General features: G+C 68.5%; 13 protein-coding genes (1 of these 13 running past the window's edge). 8 read left to right on the top strand and 5 right to left on the bottom strand.

Going from position 1 to position 16,075, the window contains the following annotated elements; genetic code table 11:
- Positions 1 to 273: 273 nt before the first annotated feature.
- Together ABNQ38_RS09110 and ABNQ38_RS09115 are read left to right on the top strand one after the other, a co-directional pair.
- Positions 274 to 2,424 (top strand): methyl-accepting chemotaxis protein, encoded by a 2,151-nt coding sequence (locus tag ABNQ38_RS09110; RefSeq protein WP_377807157.1) that lies wholly within the window; start codon positions 274 to 276, stop codon positions 2,422 to 2,424.
- A gap of 139 nt (positions 2,425 to 2,563) precedes the next feature.
- Positions 2,564 to 3,385, top strand: coding sequence for a ParB/RepB/Spo0J family partition protein (locus tag ABNQ38_RS09115; protein WP_377807158.1), 822 nt, complete (start codon positions 2,564 to 2,566; stop codon positions 3,383 to 3,385).
- Between the two features lie 15 nt (positions 3,386 to 3,400).
- Here ABNQ38_RS09115 and ABNQ38_RS09120 read toward each other — a convergent pair whose 3' ends face one another.
- Positions 3,401 to 4,033 carry an MBL fold metallo-hydrolase gene (locus ABNQ38_RS09120; RefSeq protein WP_377807159.1) on the bottom strand — a complete coding sequence of 211 codons (633 nt, stop codon included), beginning with the start codon at positions 4,031 to 4,033 and terminating at the stop codon, positions 3,401 to 3,403.
- A gap of 261 nt (positions 4,034 to 4,294) precedes the next feature.
- Between ABNQ38_RS09120 and ABNQ38_RS09125 the strand changes: the two genes are divergently transcribed.
- Positions 4,295 to 4,747: an RrF2 family transcriptional regulator gene (locus ABNQ38_RS09125; protein ID WP_377807160.1), complete on the top strand. Its 453-nt coding sequence runs from the start codon at positions 4,295 to 4,297 to the stop codon at positions 4,745 to 4,747.
- Between the two features lie 112 nt (positions 4,748 to 4,859).
- Positions 4,860 to 5,564: an SDR family oxidoreductase gene (locus ABNQ38_RS09130; RefSeq protein ID WP_377807161.1), complete on the top strand. Its 705-nt coding sequence runs from the start codon at positions 4,860 to 4,862 to the stop codon at positions 5,562 to 5,564.
- An 86-nt stretch (positions 5,565 to 5,650) separates the two neighbouring features.
- On the opposite strand, the gene ABNQ38_RS09135 is transcribed toward ABNQ38_RS09130, so the two are convergent.
- The 3 genes from ABNQ38_RS09135 to phoU form a co-directional block, all read right to left on the bottom strand.
- Positions 5,651 to 6,943, bottom strand: a complete 1,293-nt coding sequence (locus ABNQ38_RS09135; protein WP_377807162.1) for an adenylosuccinate synthase — start codon at positions 6,941 to 6,943, stop codon at positions 5,651 to 5,653.
- A gap of 147 nt (positions 6,944 to 7,090) precedes the next feature.
- The gene (locus ABNQ38_RS09140) at positions 7,091 to 8,245 is read right to left on the bottom strand and encodes an ATP phosphoribosyltransferase regulatory subunit (protein WP_377807164.1); all 1,155 of its coding nucleotides are present in this window, start codon (positions 8,243 to 8,245) and stop codon (positions 7,091 to 7,093) included.
- Positions 8,246 to 8,490: 245 nt separating this feature from the next.
- On the bottom strand, positions 8,491 to 9,276 hold the full coding sequence (gene phoU / locus ABNQ38_RS09145) for a phosphate signaling complex protein PhoU (protein ID WP_377807165.1): 786 nt from the start codon (positions 9,274 to 9,276) through the stop codon (positions 8,491 to 8,493).
- A 301-nt stretch (positions 9,277 to 9,577) separates the two neighbouring features.
- Between phoU and ABNQ38_RS09150 the strand changes: the two genes are divergently transcribed.
- From ABNQ38_RS09150 to ABNQ38_RS09160, 3 genes are read left to right on the top strand one after another with little or no spacing between them, the layout of a single operon-like run.
- A complete protein-coding gene (locus ABNQ38_RS09150; protein WP_377807166.1) occupies positions 9,578 to 10,291 on the top strand; it encodes a hypothetical protein in 714 nt (237 codons plus the stop codon).
- 25 nt (positions 10,292 to 10,316) lie between these two features.
- Entirely contained in the window at positions 10,317 to 12,455 is a 2,139-nt protein-coding gene (locus ABNQ38_RS09155) for a CHASE2 domain-containing protein (protein WP_377807167.1), read from the top strand.
- Positions 12,456 to 12,508: 53 nt separating this feature from the next.
- Entirely contained in the window at positions 12,509 to 14,206 is a 1,698-nt protein-coding gene (locus tag ABNQ38_RS09160) for a ShlB/FhaC/HecB family hemolysin secretion/activation protein (RefSeq protein ID WP_377807168.1), read from the top strand.
- 110 nt (positions 14,207 to 14,316) lie between these two features.
- On the opposite strand, the gene ABNQ38_RS09165 is transcribed toward ABNQ38_RS09160, so the two are convergent.
- Positions 14,317 to 14,976 (bottom strand): cold-shock protein, encoded by a 660-nt coding sequence (locus ABNQ38_RS09165; RefSeq protein WP_377807169.1) that lies wholly within the window; start codon positions 14,974 to 14,976, stop codon positions 14,317 to 14,319.
- Positions 14,977 to 15,387: 411 nt separating this feature from the next.
- Between ABNQ38_RS09165 and ABNQ38_RS09170 the strand changes: the two genes are divergently transcribed.
- Positions 15,388 to 16,075, top strand: the 5' portion of a protein-coding gene (locus tag ABNQ38_RS09170; RefSeq protein ID WP_377807170.1) for a right-handed parallel beta-helix repeat-containing protein. Its footprint extends 1,193 nt past the window's final position; 688 of the gene's 1,881 nt are visible here — the first part of the coding sequence; it begins with the start codon at positions 15,388 to 15,390; its stop codon lies off the right edge, out of view.

Genomic DNA, 16,075 nt, shown 5'->3' on the forward strand with positions numbered 1-16,075 from the left:
ACAGACGCCCGATAAAATCCTCGGCTCTGCATAACCCCTTTCTACTAAGTTACGTTTCATTGCGCCAGCCGAATGGATTTTGAACGATCGTTTAACAAAACGATTAAACTTGTGTGTCTGTTTGTTAACAGTTCGCCAATAGGATTGTATGTGTACGGCGCCATGGCAGGCTGCTCCATCGGTCGGGAACCATCCCGCGGGACGGAGCGGCCGCTTGTTGCGCCAGTAAGCCGGGCCAACCGGCACCTTGGACTGTACGGGAGGAGCACAACCTTGAATAGATTGCTTCTGCGCCACAAGATTCCCGGCGCGGTGGTCGGATCGGCGGTGCTGACGGCGCTGCTGCTCGGCAGCTTCGCCTATTCCGCGGCCACCGACCGTCTGCGCACCGCGGCACAGGACAAGCTGGTGGCGCTGGCGGATGCCCGCGCCGCCAGCGTCCAGTCCTATCTGGAAGGGTTGGAGGGCGACATCGTCCTCACCGCCAACACACGGTCGATGCGGGACGCGGCGGTGGCGCTGGGCAACGGCTGGCGGATCGAGGGCGACCGCGGCGACCCCGGCACCCTCCTGCGCAAGCGCTATGTCGACGACAACCCCAACCCGCCGGCCGAGCGCTACAAGATGGAGAAGCCGGAGGGCAGCACCATGTACGACATGGCGCATCTGCGGCTCCATTCCTGGATGACCGACCTGATGCTGCGCCGCGGGCTGGCCGACGTCCTGCTGCTGTCGCCGGATGGAACGGTGCTCTACAGCGCCGCGAAGGGCGGCGACTTCGGCAAGCCGGCCGCCGACGGTCCGCTTGCCGCGCTGGCCGACTCGGTGAAGCGCGATCCCAAGCCGGACGAGGCGCGGGCCGCCGATTTCAGCGCCTATGCGCCGGCCGGCGGCGCCCCCTCGGCCTTCCTTGCCACCCCGGTGGCGCTGCGCCAGCCGGACGGCAGCGTGCAGATGCTGGTGACCCTGGTTTTCCGCATCGAGCCGGGCGGGCTCGACCGCATCATGCGCGCCACCGGCGGCATGGGGGACAGTGGCGACACCTTCCTAGTCGGCGAGGACGGCAAGCTGCGCAGCACGCCGCGATTCGCGACGGGGCCGGCAGTGCAGAAGCCCTATGAGGGCGGCGCCATGGGCGTCATCAAAAGCGATCCCGACCACACCGGCGTGGTCGAGGCGACCAACATCTCCGGCGACGGTCCCGCTCTGACCGCCTACCGACCGATGACGCACAACGGCATCCAGTGGCTGGTGCTGGCGGAGGCCGGCGTTGACGAGATTCTGGCGCCGGTCAGGTCGATGCGCGACAACATGATCGGCGCCGGGGCCGCTCTGCTGCTGGTCATCTGCCTGGGCGGCATTCTGTTCGCCCGCGGCATCACCCGCCCGCTGTCGTCGATGTGCGACGCCATGCAGCGGCTGGCCCAGGGCGAGCGTGCGCTGGCCGTGCCGGCGCAGGAGCGCCATGACGAGATCGGCCGGATGGCTGGGGCCATGCAGATCTTCAAGGAGGCGCTGATCAAGGCCGACGACCTTCATGCCGAACAGGAGCGGGTCCGCGCGTTGCGCGAGGAACGCACACGCCAGCTGGAACGGGTCACCGACGGCTTCGATGCTCGGGTCGGCGGCATCGTCCGTGCGGTGGCCAGCGCCGCCGGCGGGCTGGAGGTGACGGCCAGATCGATGAGCGACGGCGCCGACCGCACGCTGCACGAGGCGACCAGCGTCGCGGCGGCGGCCGACCAGACGGCGAGCAATGTCGGGACGGTGGCGTCGGCGGCCAACCAGCTGCGCGCCTCCATCGGCGACATCGGCCGCCACATCGAGGAGTCGGGCCGCATCACCCAGGCCGCCATCGGCGCCGCCGCGCAGGCTGGTGAAACCATGCGCGCCGTGGTGGAGACCGCCGGCCGCATCGGCACGGTCGTTCAGCTGATCCACGACATCGCGGCGCAGACCAACCTGCTGGCGCTCAACGCCACCATCGAAGCGGCACGGGCCGGGGAGGCGGGGAAGGGCTTCGCCGTCGTCGCTAACGAGGTCAAGCATCTGGCCGCGCAGACCGCCAAGGCCACCGACGAGATCGGCAGCCAGATCGGCACCATGCAGTCGGTGACGGACGGCGCCGCAGCCTCCATCGGCCAGATCGCGACGGTGATCGAGGACATGGGCCGCATCTCCAGCATCGTCGCCGGAGCCATCGAGGAGCAGGGCACGGCGACGATGGACATCGCCGCCAACGCCGAACAGGCGGCCAAGGCGACGCAATCGGTCACCGCGATCATCGACGGGGTGGCGCGGTCCGCCGACACGACCAAGACGGTTGCCGGCGAGGTGCTGGTCTCGTCGCAGGATCTGACCCGGCAGGCCGGGCATCTCAAGGCGGAGATCGAACGCTTCCTGACCGACATCAAGGCCGCTTGAGGGACCGGCCCTGCCGGCGGCAGCGAAGCCGGCAGGGCCTGTTCTCCTTTTCTTCTCATTGTGCCGTTGACAGAGCCGCAACGGCCGGGGCACCGTTGCGGAGCCGGAAGGACCGGGAACCAGGGGACCAGACCAGGACATGCCGACGCTCGCACCCGATCACTCGGATCTGTTCGACGATACGGGAAAGCCGCCCCGGCTGCTGGAACTCGACGTCGCCAGGATCATGCGCAACCCGAGCATGCCGCGCCGCCATTTCGATCCGCAGGAAATGCAGGGGCTGGCCGACTCGATTGCGCATTACGGGCTGAAGCAGCCGGTGCTGGTGCAGGAGGTGGTGGGCGGCCACCGTCTGGTTGCCGGAGAGCGGCGGCTGCGGGCGCACGAGATGCTGGGGCTAGCGACCATTTACGCGCTGGTCACCTCCGGCAACCCGGACGAGCTGACGCTGGTGGAGAATGTGCAGCGCGTCGACCTGGACGCGCTGGAACTGGCGGAGGCGCTGGCGCGGCTGATCGACCGCTTCGGCTACACCCAGGAACAGCTGGGCCGCATCATCGGCAAGAGCCAGAGCAACGTCAGCCACACATTGCGGCTGAACAGCCTGCCGGAGACGATCAAGCGGGAATATGCCGCCGCCCACCATGACGTGTCCCGCTCCACCTTGATCGAGATCGCCTGGATCAAGGATCTGGACGAACAGATCGCCCTGTGGGAGCAGGTGAAGGCTGGCGACGGGACGGTCCAGGCGGCGCGCAGCCGCAAGGACGCCGCCAAGGAACCGTCGCTGCGCACCATGTCGGCGGTCGGCCGCTTCCTCGACGCGTTGCGCCGCGCGACCGCCCGGCTGGGCGATCCGCGCGAGCACCGCGCCTATGTCGACGACATGCAGCGGCGTGAGCTGATCAGCCTGCGCCGGCGCATCGACCTGCTGCTGGGCGACGATCCGGCGGTGGATTGAGAGAGCGCTGCCGGTTCAGTCGTTCAGGAAGGGATTGTACAGCCGCTCCTCGCCGAAGTTCGACATCGGGCCGTGGCCGGGGATGAAGGCGATGTCGTCGCCGTAGGGGAACAGCTTGTCGCGGATCGAGGCGATCAGGTCGCCGTGGTTCCCCTTGGGAAAGTCGGTGCGGCCGACCGAGCCCTGGAACAGCACGTCGCCGACGATGGCGAGCTTCGACGGCACATGGACGAACACCACGTGGCCGGGGGTGTGGCCGGGGCAGTGGCGCACCTCCAGCGTCTGGTTGCCGACGGTCACCGTGTCGCCCTCCTCCAGCCAGCGGCCGGGGGTGAAGGAGCGCACGGGCGGGAAGCCGAACATCTGGCTCTGCATCGGCATGCCGTCGATCCAGAACTGGTCGTCGCGGTGCGGACCCTCGATGGGCAGCGACAGCTTGTCGGCCAGATCGGCGACGGCGCCGGCATGGTCGATGTGTCCGTGGGTGACGAGGATCTTCTCCAGCGTCACGCCCTTCGCCTTCACCGCGGCCAGGATGCGGTCCAGGTCGCCGCCGGGATCGATGGCGGCCCCCTTCATCGTCTCGGGGCACCAGAGCACCGTGCAGTTCTGCTGGAACGGGGTGACCGGAACGATGGCGTACTGCATGGCCTGACCTTCGGTTCTGCGGGAAAATAGCGGAATGATCCTATGGGCAGGGTGACCTTAACGCGCCCGCGACGGCTGCCGCAAACCATTCACGCGTCAATTCGATTCCGATTTTTCACGATCCGATCTAAGGTCCGCTGGTTCCGGCCGCAAATTGCGCCTTTGGGTGGAATAGCGGACCGGTACGAAATGTTAACCACCGAAGCTTTAGATCGGGGCGGACCACCCAACCGCCGCCGCAATAATACGGATTCCGCCGGAATGCTGTCGCAGAAAGCCAAATACGCGTTGCGTGCCCTGATCATGCTGGCGGAGAAGGACAATGGCGACCTGATCCTGATCGCCGACATCGCGGAGCGCGAGAACATCCCGCGCAAGTTCCTCGAAGCGATCCTGGTCGAGTTGCGCAAGGAAGGCATTCTGTTCGCCAAGCGCGGCAAGAGCGGCGGCTACCGGCTTGCCCGCCCGGCCGCGGAGATCACCTTCGGCGAGGTGATCCGGCTGATCGACGGGCATCTGGCGCCGATTCCCTGCGCCAGCAAGGCGTCCTTCCGGCCGTGCGAGGACTGCATCGACACCGCGACCTGCTCGGTCCGCTGGCTGATGGTCCAGGTCCGCGACGCCACCGCCGCCGTGCTGGACAATCAGACACTGGCCGATGCTCTGCGCCACCGCCAGTCCACCGGCACCATCGCGGCCAACTTCGACATCTGATGCTTCCCGCTCCGCAGTTCCCCGCAGTTCCAAGGCCGCCGCTGAAATCGCATTTGAGGCGGCGGCCGGCCGCCCTTATGGTTGGGCAACTGCAGGATTGGGAGGAATGAGCATGTCCGACGAAAAGGTTGCCGTCATCACCGCCGGCGGCAGCGGTATGGGTGCGGCCTCGGCGCGCCGGCTGGCGGCCGACGGGTTCAAGGTCGCGATCCTGTCCTCCTCCGGCAAGGGCGAGGCGCTGGCCGCGGAACTGGGCGGTATCGGGGTGACGGGGTCGAACCAGTCGAACGACGACCTGAAGCGGCTGGTCGATGCCGCGATGGGGCGCTGGGGCCGCATCGACGCGCTGGTCAACAGCGCCGGCCACGGTCCGCGCGGCGCCCTGCTGGAGATCAGCGACGAGGACTGGCACCGCGGCATCGAGGTCTATTTCCTCAACGTCGTGCGGGCGGTCCGGCTGGTGGCGCCGATCATGGTCGGGCAGAAGGCCGGCTCCATCGTCAACATCTCCACCGCCTGGGCGTTCGAGCCGAGCGCCATGTTCCCGACCTCCGCCGTCGCGCGGGCCGGCTTGGCCGCCTACACCAAGATCTTCGCCGAGCAGTATGCGGCGGAGAATGTGCGGATGAACAACGTCCTGCCGGGCTGGATCGACAGCCTGCCCGCGACCGAGGAGCGGCGCCAGAGCGTGCCGATGCAGCGCTATGGCAGCAGCGAGGAGATTGCCGCCACGGTGGCCTTCCTGGCCTCGCCGGGCGCCGGCTACATCACCGGCCAGAACATCCGGGTCGACGGCGGGCTGACGCGGTCGGTTTGACCGGGGCGGCCTGACCTGAGGCCGCGGATACGAAAAAGGGCCGGCGAAGCGCCGGCCCTTTTTCTTGGGGAGAACCTCCCGCCAGATCAATCGGCGAAGGGGTCCGTCATCAGGATGGTGTCGTCGCGTTCCGGGCTGGTCGACAGCAGGGCGACCGGGGCCTGGATCAGCTCCTCGATGTGGCGGACATACTTGACCGCCTGGGCCGGCAGCTCCGCCCACGAACGGGCGCCGCGGGTGGTGTCCTTCCAGCCTTCGAAGGTCTCGTAGATCGGCTCGACACGGGCCTGGGCACCGGCGTTGGACGGGTAATAGTCCAGTTCCTTGCCGTCCAGACGGTAGCCGACGCAGACCTTGATCTCGTCGAAGCCGTCCAGCACGTCCAGCTTGGTCAGGGCGATGCCGTCGATGCCGCCGGTCTTGATCGCCTGGCGGACCATGACGGCGTCGAACCAGCCGCAGCGGCGCTTGCGCCCGGTGACCACGCCGAACTCCTTGCCCTTCTGGCCGATCAGCTCGCCGATCTCGTCCAGCAGCTCGGTCGGGAAGGGACCGGAGCCGACGCGGGTGGTGTAGGCCTTGCAGATGCCCAGCACATAGCCGACGGCGCGCGGACCCATGCCGCTGCCGGCGGCGGCGTTGCCGGCCACCGTGTTGGACGAGGTGACGTACGGGTAGGTGCCGTGGTCGATGTCCAGCATCGTGCCCTGGGCGCCTTCGAACAGGATGCGCTTGCCGGCGCGGCGCAGCTCGTCCAGCTGCTTCCAGACGACGGCGGCGTAGGGCAGGACCTGCGGGGCGATCTCGCGCAGCGGCTCCAGGATTTCAGCCGGGGTCATCTCCGGCGCGCCCAGCGCGCGGAACAGCGCGTTGTGGTGGGCGAGCAGGGCGTCGACCTTCTCCACCAGAACGGCGTCGTCGGTCAGGTCGCACAGGCGGATGGCGCGGCGGGCGACCTTGTCCTCATAGGCCGGGCCGATGCCGCGGCCGGTGGTGCCGATCTTGCCGGCGCCCTTGGCCTCTTCCCGCGCCTTGTCGAGTGCGCTGTGCACCGGCAGGATCAGCGGCACGTTCTCGGCGACGATCAGGTTTTCCGGGTTGACGGTGACGCCCTTTTCCTTGATCGCGTTGACTTCGCGGATGAAGGCCCAGGGGTCGAAGACGACGCCGTTGCCGATGACCGACAGCTTGCTCTGGCGCACCACGCCGGACGGCAGCAGGCTCAGCTTGTATTCGACGCCGTTGATCACCAGCGTGTGGCCGGCGTTGTGACCGCCCTGGAAGCGCACCACCACATCGGCCCGGCTGGACAGCCAGTCGACGATCTTGCCCTTGCCCTCGTCGCCCCACTGGGCGCCGACCACCGCAACGTTGGCCATCTCTCGTCTCCGCAAAACTTCAAAAAGGAACCGCTCAGCCTCCCGATCCACCGCAGGGTACCATCCGCGCGGCGTGGGGGCCCGTTCACCCTGAACCCAACTCGCTTGAACCCAACTTCTTTGAACGCAAGTCGTTTGAACCCAGGGTCATCCGACCGGCTTGACGTCCCCGCCTACCAGCCAATGGCCGCAGTGGAGCCGTCTGGCTTCCGCGGCCGCATCGGCCACCGGGGCAAGCCCGGCGACCGTCACCCATCCGTCGGCCCGCAGCCTGCGCGCCGTTTCCCAGCCGCTGCCATGCGGCACGTAGACCCGGCCCGGCGCCTTGGCCGCCGGGACCGCGCGCAGCAGCGTATCCATATACAGCGTGAAGCCGGTCGCTGGCTCCCCGCGGTCATCGCCCTGGGCGCCGGCGCGGTAGCGCCCGCCCTGGCCCAGCTCGCCCGCGGCGCGGGAGAACAGGGTGAAGCTGAGGCCGGTCTGGTATTCGAAGCCGCGATGCTCCACCAGATCGATGGTCACCGTCAGGTCCGGCATCGCCGCGCGCAGCAGGGCCAGCGTGTCGGTCAGCCGGCGGCGATCCTTCTCGGCACCCTCCGGCAGCGGCAGGGCGGCCAGCGCCTGCATGGCGCGGTCGGCCGGACCGGACGCGCTCATCAGCGTTTCCAGCAGCGAGGCGGCGGGGCCGCCGACGGCAGCCACGGCGGCCGAGTCCTTGCGGTCCAGCGCGGCGCGCAGCTGCCGGATCTCGTCCTCGCCCAGCCCGAGGCCGGCGCAGATGCGCGACACCATGGTCGGTACGCAGAGATCGACCGACAGGTGCGGCACGCCGATGGCGGTCAGCGCCTGGACGGCGAGCAGGACCACCTCGGCATCGGCCTCGGCCTCCAGCGCGCCGATCAGCTCGACGCCGACCTGGGTGAACTGGCGTTCGGGGCGCAGCTGCGATCCCTTCACCCGCAGCACCTGCCCGGCGTAGCACAGGCGCAGCGGCCGGGCCTCGTTCTTCAGGCGGGTGGTGGCGATGCGGGCGATCTGCGGGGTGATGTCGGCGCGGACCGCCATCATCCGCTGCGAATGCGGGTCCATCAGCCGGAAGGTCTGCTTGGACATCGCGGCACCGGGGCCGGAGAGCAGGTTCTCTTCGAACTCGACCAGCGGCGGATCGACGCGGCGATAGCCCTGCGCGGCGAATTCCGCCAGCAGGCGTTCGACGGCGGCCGCCTCATGCGCCGCTTCGGACGGCAGCACGTCGTGCAGTCCGGCGGGAAGCAGGGCGGAGCTCAGTGCGTCGGCGGGCATGACCAGCGTGTCTCGTTGCAGGCAGGGAAAGGGATGCCGCGGCTGATGTCGGGCACACGGGGCGGGCTAATACCCGACCCCCGCGCCGCATGCAAACGGAAAAGCCCCGCACCGTGGCGGTATCTCCCCTGCGCGTGCGAATCCGCAAGGCTATGGCCGGACAAAATGTCGCTGCCGGCGGCGGTCGGGGCAAATGCGCAGGCGGGCGGGGCTGGAGGGTGGGGGTGGTCCTGGTGGGCGGCGGATCAGCCGGCGTCGGCGGGGCCCGCGTCCCCGTCCGTGTCCTCATCGTCGGGAGGCAGGGCAAAGCCGTTGCCCGGCGCCATCGGCGAGACGACGGCGAAGCTGCTGCCGTCGTTCTTCGGACGCAGCACGGTCAGCGGCGTGCCGACCACCAGGAAATGGATGATCTCGGCGATGTTGGTGGCGTGGTCGCCGATGCGTTCCAGATTCTTCGCCATGAACAGCAGATGCGTGCAGGGCGTGATGTTGCGCGGATCCTCCATCATGTAGGTGAGGACCTCGCGGAACAGGCTGGTGTAGAGGTCGTCCAGCTCCTCGTCGCGCTCCCAGGCGGCGATGGCCTTGTCGACGTCGCGCTCGATATAGGCGTCGAGCACCTCCTTCAGGATCGCCTCGACCAGCCGGCCCATGCGCGGGATGCCGGCCGCCGGCCGCACCACCGGCACCTGGGCCAGGGCCAGCGACCGTTTGGCGACGTTGGCGGCATAATCGCCGATGCGCTCCAGATCGGCCGAGACCTTCAGGGCCGAGACGATCTCGCGCAGGTCCTGGGCCATCGGCTGGCGCAGCGCCAGCAGCCGCACCGCCTCCGCGTCGATGTCGCGCTCGTAGGCGTCGAGCCGCGCGTCGGCCTGCATCACCTGGGAGGCCAGCCCGACGTCGCGGCGGGTCACCGCCTTCACTGCGGCTTCCACCTGGGCTTCCGCCACGCCGCCCATCTGGGTGACGAGGTTGGACAGACGCTGCAATTCCTGCGCGAAGGAGCGGACGATGTGTTCGGTACCCATGTTCGGTCGCGACGCTCCAATGATGTCCGCCCCATCCGGCGGGACCCGGAAGGCCGCCACGCGCGGGAGGTGTATATTAGCCGGTGGTCATGACGGCGTTGTGGCGGGAATATTTCACTTCCTTGACAATAGGATGTCGCCGGGATGGCGGGAATTTACCGGCGGCATCGCTGTGACCGGGGGCCGCGGCGGCGTATTGGATTTGAAGTACCCCGGTAACTTCGATAAAGGGAACGGCAGCTATAGTGATGCCGTCCGTAGGGGGTACAGCCCCCTGCACTGACCGGGAGGCCGTTTTTCCATGTCCGTCGCGTTCCAGATACCCGTTCGCTCCGCCGTCACCGCAACTCTGCTTCTGCTGGCGGCATCGCCGCTGGCGCTCGCCGCGGATCCGGCCCTGACCCCGGCCCCGGCCGCACCCACCGCATTGGTTGAGGATGTGTCGGACGGCGTCGACGGCGTGCAGCCGATGGATTACCTGGGGGCAGGCCGCACGCTCACGTTGAAGGCCGGGCAGACGCTGACGCTGAGCTATCTGGAATCCTGCGTCAACGAGACGATCACCGGCGGTTCGGTGACGGTCGGTGCCCGCGAATCGGCGGTGCAGGGCGGCAGCATCGACCGCCACACGCTGCCCTGCGACGGCGGCAAGCTGCTGCTGGCCTCCAACGAGGCGGGCAAGGCGGGGGTGACCGTCTTCCGCAGCGCGCCCATCGCCCTGCCGGGCATGAATGCGCCGCTGCCGAAGCCGGACCTGACCCTGTTCAAGACCCATCCGGTGCTGATCCTGTCGGCGCCCGGCCCGGTCACCATCGACCGGCTGGACGTGCAGGGCATCGCCCTGAGCACGGTCAACGTCCCCGGAACCACGCTGGACACCGCCAAGAGCGGCGCCGGGCTGGAACCGGGCGGGCTCTACAAGATCTCCGCCGTGCAGAAGTCCTTCGTCGTGAAGATCGACGAGAAGGCGGCGGCCGGCGGCGGTCCGGCGCTCGGCCGGCTGATCCGTTTCTGAGCGGCGGGCGCGGCCGTTGAACGCGATGAGGCTGCCCCGGCGCGTCCGGCTTCTCCTGCTCGGCGCGGTGGCGCCGGCGGTCGCATCGCTTCTGGTGCTGGCGGCCTCGTCCATGCTGCAGGGGCCGTCGATCGACAGCCTCTATTGGCTGCGGGAGCGGGTGCATGGCCCGCGGCCGGCCCCCGACCCCTCGCCGGTGGTGGTGGTCGGCATCGACGAGGAGACCTACCGCCGCCCGCCCTTCGCCGGCACGCCGCAGGCGCTGTGGGGGCCGCGGCTGGGCACCGTCCTCGGCGCCATGCTGGATGGCGGGGCTGCGGCCATCGGCCTCGACCTTGTCTACCCGACCTCGGTCGAGACGCTGATCCCGGGCTTCGAGCGCGATTACCTGCTGACGCTCCGCCGCGGCGGCAAGGAGGGGCGGCTGGTGCTGGCCAAGGTGCAGCATCAGAGCGACCCGCTGATGCCCTACCGCGGCTATATGATCGCCGCCGGAGTGAACAACGTCCGCTCGGTCAATCTGGTTGAGGATGCCGACGGCGTGCTGCGCCGGGTTCCGCTGACGCTGTCCGTTGCCGGACCCGACGGCCAGCCGAAGGCCGAGCCCGGCATGGCGGTCGAGGTCGCCTCCCGCGCGCTGAAGGCGCCGCTGGAGCGCGGCGCCGACGGCTCCGCCACGCTGGCCGGCTACCGGGTGCCGGGCGGGGAGGGCAACCGGCTGCTGGTCAACCACGCCACGGCGGCCGGGGCGATCCCGACCTATTCGCTGGCCGACCTCCATGCCTGCGCCGAAGCCGGCAAGACCGACTTCTTCGCCAGGCACTTCAAGGGCAAGGCGGTGATGGTCGGCACCGTGCTGGATGTCGAGGACCGCAAGCTCTCCTCCAACCGCTGGGTCACCAAGCCGGAGGGGATGAACCTTCCCGACCGCTGCGCCCTGCCGGTGATGAGCGAGCTGTATGTCGCCGGCCGCACCCGCGACAGCATTCCCGGCGTCTACATCCACGCCGCCGCCATCTCCAACCTGATCGCGCACGATGCGCTGGAGGAGACCGGCCCGGCCGCCGCCGCGTCCCTGGTCCTGCTGCTCGCCGGGCTGGCTGCCGTGGTGACGCTGGCGACCCGGCCGGCGGTGGCCGCGGCCGGGCTGCTCCTGCTGCTGGCGGGGTGGAGCGGGGTGGCGGTGCAGGCGTTCCAGGGCGGGCTGGTGCTGCCCTACCTCCAGGCGGCGCTGGCGGCGCTTCTGGTCTTCCCGCTGGCGCTCGGCTTCCGCTTCGCCGTGCTCGACCGCGACCAGCGGCACATCCGCAACGCCTTCAAGCTCTACCTGCCGGGCTCGCTGATCGACGACATGATCGCGTCGGGCCAGTCGCCCAGCCTGGGCGGGGAGGAGCGCGACCTGTCCATCCTGTTCTGCGACATCGCCGGCTTCACCAGGATGTCGGAGGGGATGGAGCCGGAAGCGCTGGTCGCCGTGCTGAACCGCTATTTCACGGTGATGACCGACATCATCGAGGCGCATGGCGGCTTCGTCGACAAATACATCGGCGATGCCGTGCTGGCGGTGTTCGGCGCCCCCTATGCCATCGACAACCATGCCCGCGCCGCGGTGTCGGCCGCGCTGGCGATGCGTCAGGCGATGGCGGACGACCCGACCCTGCTGGCGACGGCCAGCGGGCGCGGTTCCAACCGCACCGGCATCGCCACCGGTCCGGCGCTGATCGGCAACATCGGCTCGCCACGCCGCTTCAACTACACGGTGATGGGCGACACGGTGAATCTGGCCTCCCGGCTGGAGGGCGCCAACAAATACTACAACTCCGTGCTGATGGTCAGCGGCGAGACCGTGCGCCACCATGGCGACCCGGAGGCCTTCCGCGCGCTCGACATCGTGCAGGTCGTCGGCCGCGGCGAGCCGGTCGAGGTGTTCGAGCCGCTATCCGAGGCCCGCCGTGCCGATCCCGAGGACCGCGCCCAGCGCGCAGCCTACGCCGCTGCGCTGGAGCACTGGCGTGCCGGCCGGTTCGAGGCCGCCGCCGCCGGCTTCCGCGCGCTGGTGGCCGCCGACGGCGCCGCGCTGGCGATGCTGCACAAGGCGGAAAAGCGCGTCGGACAGCCGGCCGGTCCGGACTGGGCCGGCGTGACCGCCCTCACCGACAAATAGCCTTGCGACGAAGAGCCGTGTCCCGAACCGCCCCCTCCGCCATGTCGATGTCCATGTCCGCGCCCCGGCGTCTCGTCCGCCTGTCCGTCCTCCTGTTGGTGGGGGTTGCCGGTCCATTGCCGGCGCTGGCCCAGGCGGTTCCCCCGCTACTGCCGCCCTCGCTCGACCCCAATCGGCTGGAGCAGCGCTTCGAACGTCCGCCCGTGCCGCAATCCTCGCCGGAAATCGAGATGCCGGCGCCGGAGAAGGCACCGCCGCCGCGCGATGCCGAACGCATCACCCTGACGCTGACCGAGATCCGCATCGACGGCAACAGCGTCTATGACGGCGACAGCCTATCCGCCCTGTGGCGCGACAAGCTGGGCAAGCCGGTGACTCTGGCCGATCTCTACGCCATCCGTGACGCCATCACCGCGCGCTACCGCAACGACGGCTATGTGCTGTCCCAGGCGGTGGTGCCGGCCCAGCGCATCCGCGATGGCGTCGTCCGCCTGCAGGTGGTGGAGGGCTACGTCGACGAGGTGGTCGTCCAGGGCGAGGCAAAGGACCGGCTCGGCCTGCTGCGGCGGATGGGGGAGAAGATCAAGGCCTCCCGTCCGCTGCGCATGGCGGACATGGAGCGCTATGTCCTGCTGGCCGACGATCTGCCCGGCGTGGCGGTGAAGACGGTGCTGGAGGCATCGCCCGACACCGCGGGCGCCTCGCGCCTGACCCTGGTGCTGGAGCGCACGCCCTTCAACGGCTTCCTGTCGCTCGACAACCGCGGCACCCGCTCCATCGGTCCGATGCAGCTGACCGGCGTCGCCACCGTCGAGGACCAGTTCGGCCTGTTCGAGCGGACCACCGCCCAGGGCATCGTCACCCCGCAGATCCGCGAGCTGCGCTTCTTCGACGTCGGGCAGCTGGTGCCGGTGGATGCCGAGGGCACGACGGTGGAATATGGCGTCCGCCGCTCCTGGTCGCAGCCCGGCGACAGCGTGCGGCCGCTCGACCTCGACAGCCTGACCACCTCCGGCCGGGTGGCGGTGTCGCATCCCTTCATCCGCAGCCGGGCGGAGACCCTGCGCGCCGGCCTCAGCGTCACCATCCGCGACAGCCGCACCGACGTGCTGGGCGATAAGCTGTCGCAGGATCGGCTGCGCATCGTCGCCGCCAATGTCTCCTACGATTTCGCCGACGGCTGGGGCGGGTCGAACCTGCTGACGGCCGAGCTGTCCAAGGGCCTCGACATCCTGAATGCCACGGAATCCGGCAGCGCCAACCTGACCCGCAGCGGCGGGCGCAGCGATTTCCGCAAGCTGCTGCTGTCGGCTCAGCGCAACCAGCCCTTGACCGACCAGCTGATCCTCGCCCTCTCCGGCGAGGCGCAATACAGCCCGGACCAGCTGCTGTCGTCGGAGGAATACGGCTTGGGCGGCAAGCAGTACGGCCGCGCCTTCGACCCCTCGGAAATCACCGGCGACAGCGGCTTCGCCGGCCGGGCGGAACTGCAATACATCCTTCCGGTCCAGGAGGACGGGCTGGATTACGCGGTCGCCTATGGCTTCGGCGATTATGGGGCGGTGTACAATTACGAAGGCGGCACGCGCCATGGCCGCCGGTCCCTCGCCTCGACCGGCGTCGGCCTGCGCTTCGGCGTTTTCCAGCGCATCGACGCCAGCGTTGAACTGGCCAAGCCTTTCATCACCACGCCGTTCAGCACGCAGGACCGCGCCCCGCGGGCTTTCTTCACGCTCTCGACCAGATTCTGAGGCGACGCGCTTGTGAAGCGGCCGGGTCGCAACCCCATGCACAGCGACCGCCGCGCGGCCGGCCTGTTACGGCCAACCGGCGGCGGCAAGCGCCTGCGAAGGCGGTATCGTCAGATCAGCTCGACCCGCTGGGCGACCGGCGCATCCTCCGACCCGACGGCCAGATAGCGCACATCCTCGCCGTCGGCGACGATGTCCAGGCCGGACTGGCGCAGGGTGGCGCGGTCGAAATAGACGGTGGCGCCATCTTCCCACGGCTCGATCAGGCCGGACTGACTGTCCAGATTGTACCAGCGCACCGTGCCGTAGGCCATCGTGACCGGCCCTGCCGGTTCGGACTGGCGCTCGCGCCGTTCTCGTTGCGGCTTCGGCGGACGGGCAAAGCCCTCGCCGCCATCCTCAGGCTGCGGGCCCTGTCCGGCGGCCTGACCTGCCGGCTGACCCATAGGCTGGCCCATCGGCTGGGATGCCGAGGCGGCGGCGCGCGGCGGGCGCTGGTTGCGGGCCCGCGGGGCGGGCGGGGTTTCCGGCGGCGTGGCGGAGTGAATGGCGACGACCTGGGGCCCCTTGGCGCCCTGGGCCAGATCGCAGACGACCGTCGTGCCCTCGACCGGGTTGGGCAGGGAGGCGGCGGCCAGGACCGAAGCGTGCAAGAAAGCCTCGCCGGAGCCATCGGCAAGGCGGACGAACCCAAAACCCTTTTCCGGCTTGAACCACTTTACCGTCGCGGTGACGTTCGTCGCGGTGACGTTCTTCAACTCTTCGCTCAAGACAGGTCCCTTTCACGTCCTGTAGCCGGGGGAGGGGCGGCCCTGACGCTGAACTGGGCGCGGCACCGCTGTATGACCAAGAACAAGACCCCGGCGCCTGCCAGCTTATCATAAAATTCCAGAAAATGACCAGTCCAGTGATGCCCTGTAACGCGGCGGCGACTGCCGGCATCATTTGCCGGCCGGGCGATGCACGTAATGCACGAATCCGGATGACGAGGGCTTGTCCATGGAGAAGGTTCAGTTTCACAATTAATGCCGGATCACATTGTCACCAATTCGTGGCTATTCATCGCGTCGCGTAATACCGTTCTTGCAGAGTCCACCTGTCCATCAGAGGTACTAAGGCCGTAAATAAAATTTTAACTAAAAAATTCGACTCATGCCTCCATCAGAACGGAGGAATGACTTATGACGACCACCGACCAGGCCGCTTTTTTCGTGTCCGCCAAGGGCAATGACAGCTGGTCCGGGCGGCTCGCCGCTCCCAACGCCGCCGGCACCGACGGTCCCTTCGCCAGCCTCGAGAAGGCGCGGGACGCGATGCGGGCGAGCGATGTCGACACCACCTATGTCCGTGGCGGCACCTATCGCCTGGACAAGACTCTGACACTCGACTCCCACGACGACGGCCACAGCTTCCTCGCCTACGGGAACGAGACGCCGGTCCTCAGCGGTGGGGAGCGGGTGACCGGCTTCACCTATGAAGGCAAAGGCCTTTATTCCGCCAAGCTTGCGTCGGCCAACGGCCTGGATGTCAGCATCGGCGGCGTGCGCCAGCATGCGGCGCAGACCGGCGACTTCGATCCCGCCGAGGCGGCCACCAGCGGCTGGCATGTGCTGAAGGCCAACTCGACCGGCGCCAGCAAGACCAGCTTCAACTTTTCGAACGGCGACATCCCGTTGGGCCTGAAGCCCCATGACGGTCTGGTCGTCCAGACATTCGATACGGAACGACTGAGGGACGACATCTCGCATGTGAAGTCGATCGACCAGTATCACCACACGGTGACGCTCGACGACGCGGCCTCCTATGCGTTGCGCACCGGCGGCACCTATCGGGTGATGAACGACGCCTCGTTGATCCGCGACGCCGGTG

Origin of the sequence: Azospirillum sp. A29, from assembly GCF_042604625.1 — a bacterium.
Classification (GTDB): Bacteria; Pseudomonadota; Alphaproteobacteria; order Azospirillales; family Azospirillaceae; genus Azospirillum; species Azospirillum palustre.

Coding starts and splice junctions, on each gene's coding strand:
- ABNQ38_RS09125 (WP_377807160.1), top strand. CDS start 4,295: ATGCTGTCGCAGAAAGCCAAATACGCGTTGCGTGCCCTGATCATGCTG.
- ABNQ38_RS09155 (WP_377807167.1), top strand. CDS start 10,317: ATGAGGCTGCCCCGGCGCGTCCGGCTTCTCCTGCTCGGCGCGGTGGCG.
- ABNQ38_RS09115 (WP_377807158.1), top strand. CDS start 2,564: ATGCCGACGCTCGCACCCGATCACTCGGATCTGTTCGACGATACGGGA.
- ABNQ38_RS09135 (WP_377807162.1), bottom strand. CDS start 6,943: ATGGCCAACGTTGCGGTGGTCGGCGCCCAGTGGGGCGACGAGGGCAAG.
- ABNQ38_RS09150 (WP_377807166.1), top strand. CDS start 9,578: ATGTCCGTCGCGTTCCAGATACCCGTTCGCTCCGCCGTCACCGCAACT.
- ABNQ38_RS09130 (WP_377807161.1), top strand. CDS start 4,860: ATGTCCGACGAAAAGGTTGCCGTCATCACCGCCGGCGGCAGCGGTATG.
- phoU (WP_377807165.1), bottom strand. CDS start 9,276: ATGGGTACCGAACACATCGTCCGCTCCTTCGCGCAGGAATTGCAGCGT.
- ABNQ38_RS09140 (WP_377807164.1), bottom strand. CDS start 8,245: ATGCCCGCCGACGCACTGAGCTCCGCCCTGCTTCCCGCCGGACTGCAC.
- ABNQ38_RS09120 (WP_377807159.1), bottom strand. CDS start 4,033: ATGCAGTACGCCATCGTTCCGGTCACCCCGTTCCAGCAGAACTGCACG.
- ABNQ38_RS09160 (WP_377807168.1), top strand. CDS start 12,509: ATGTCCGCGCCCCGGCGTCTCGTCCGCCTGTCCGTCCTCCTGTTGGTG.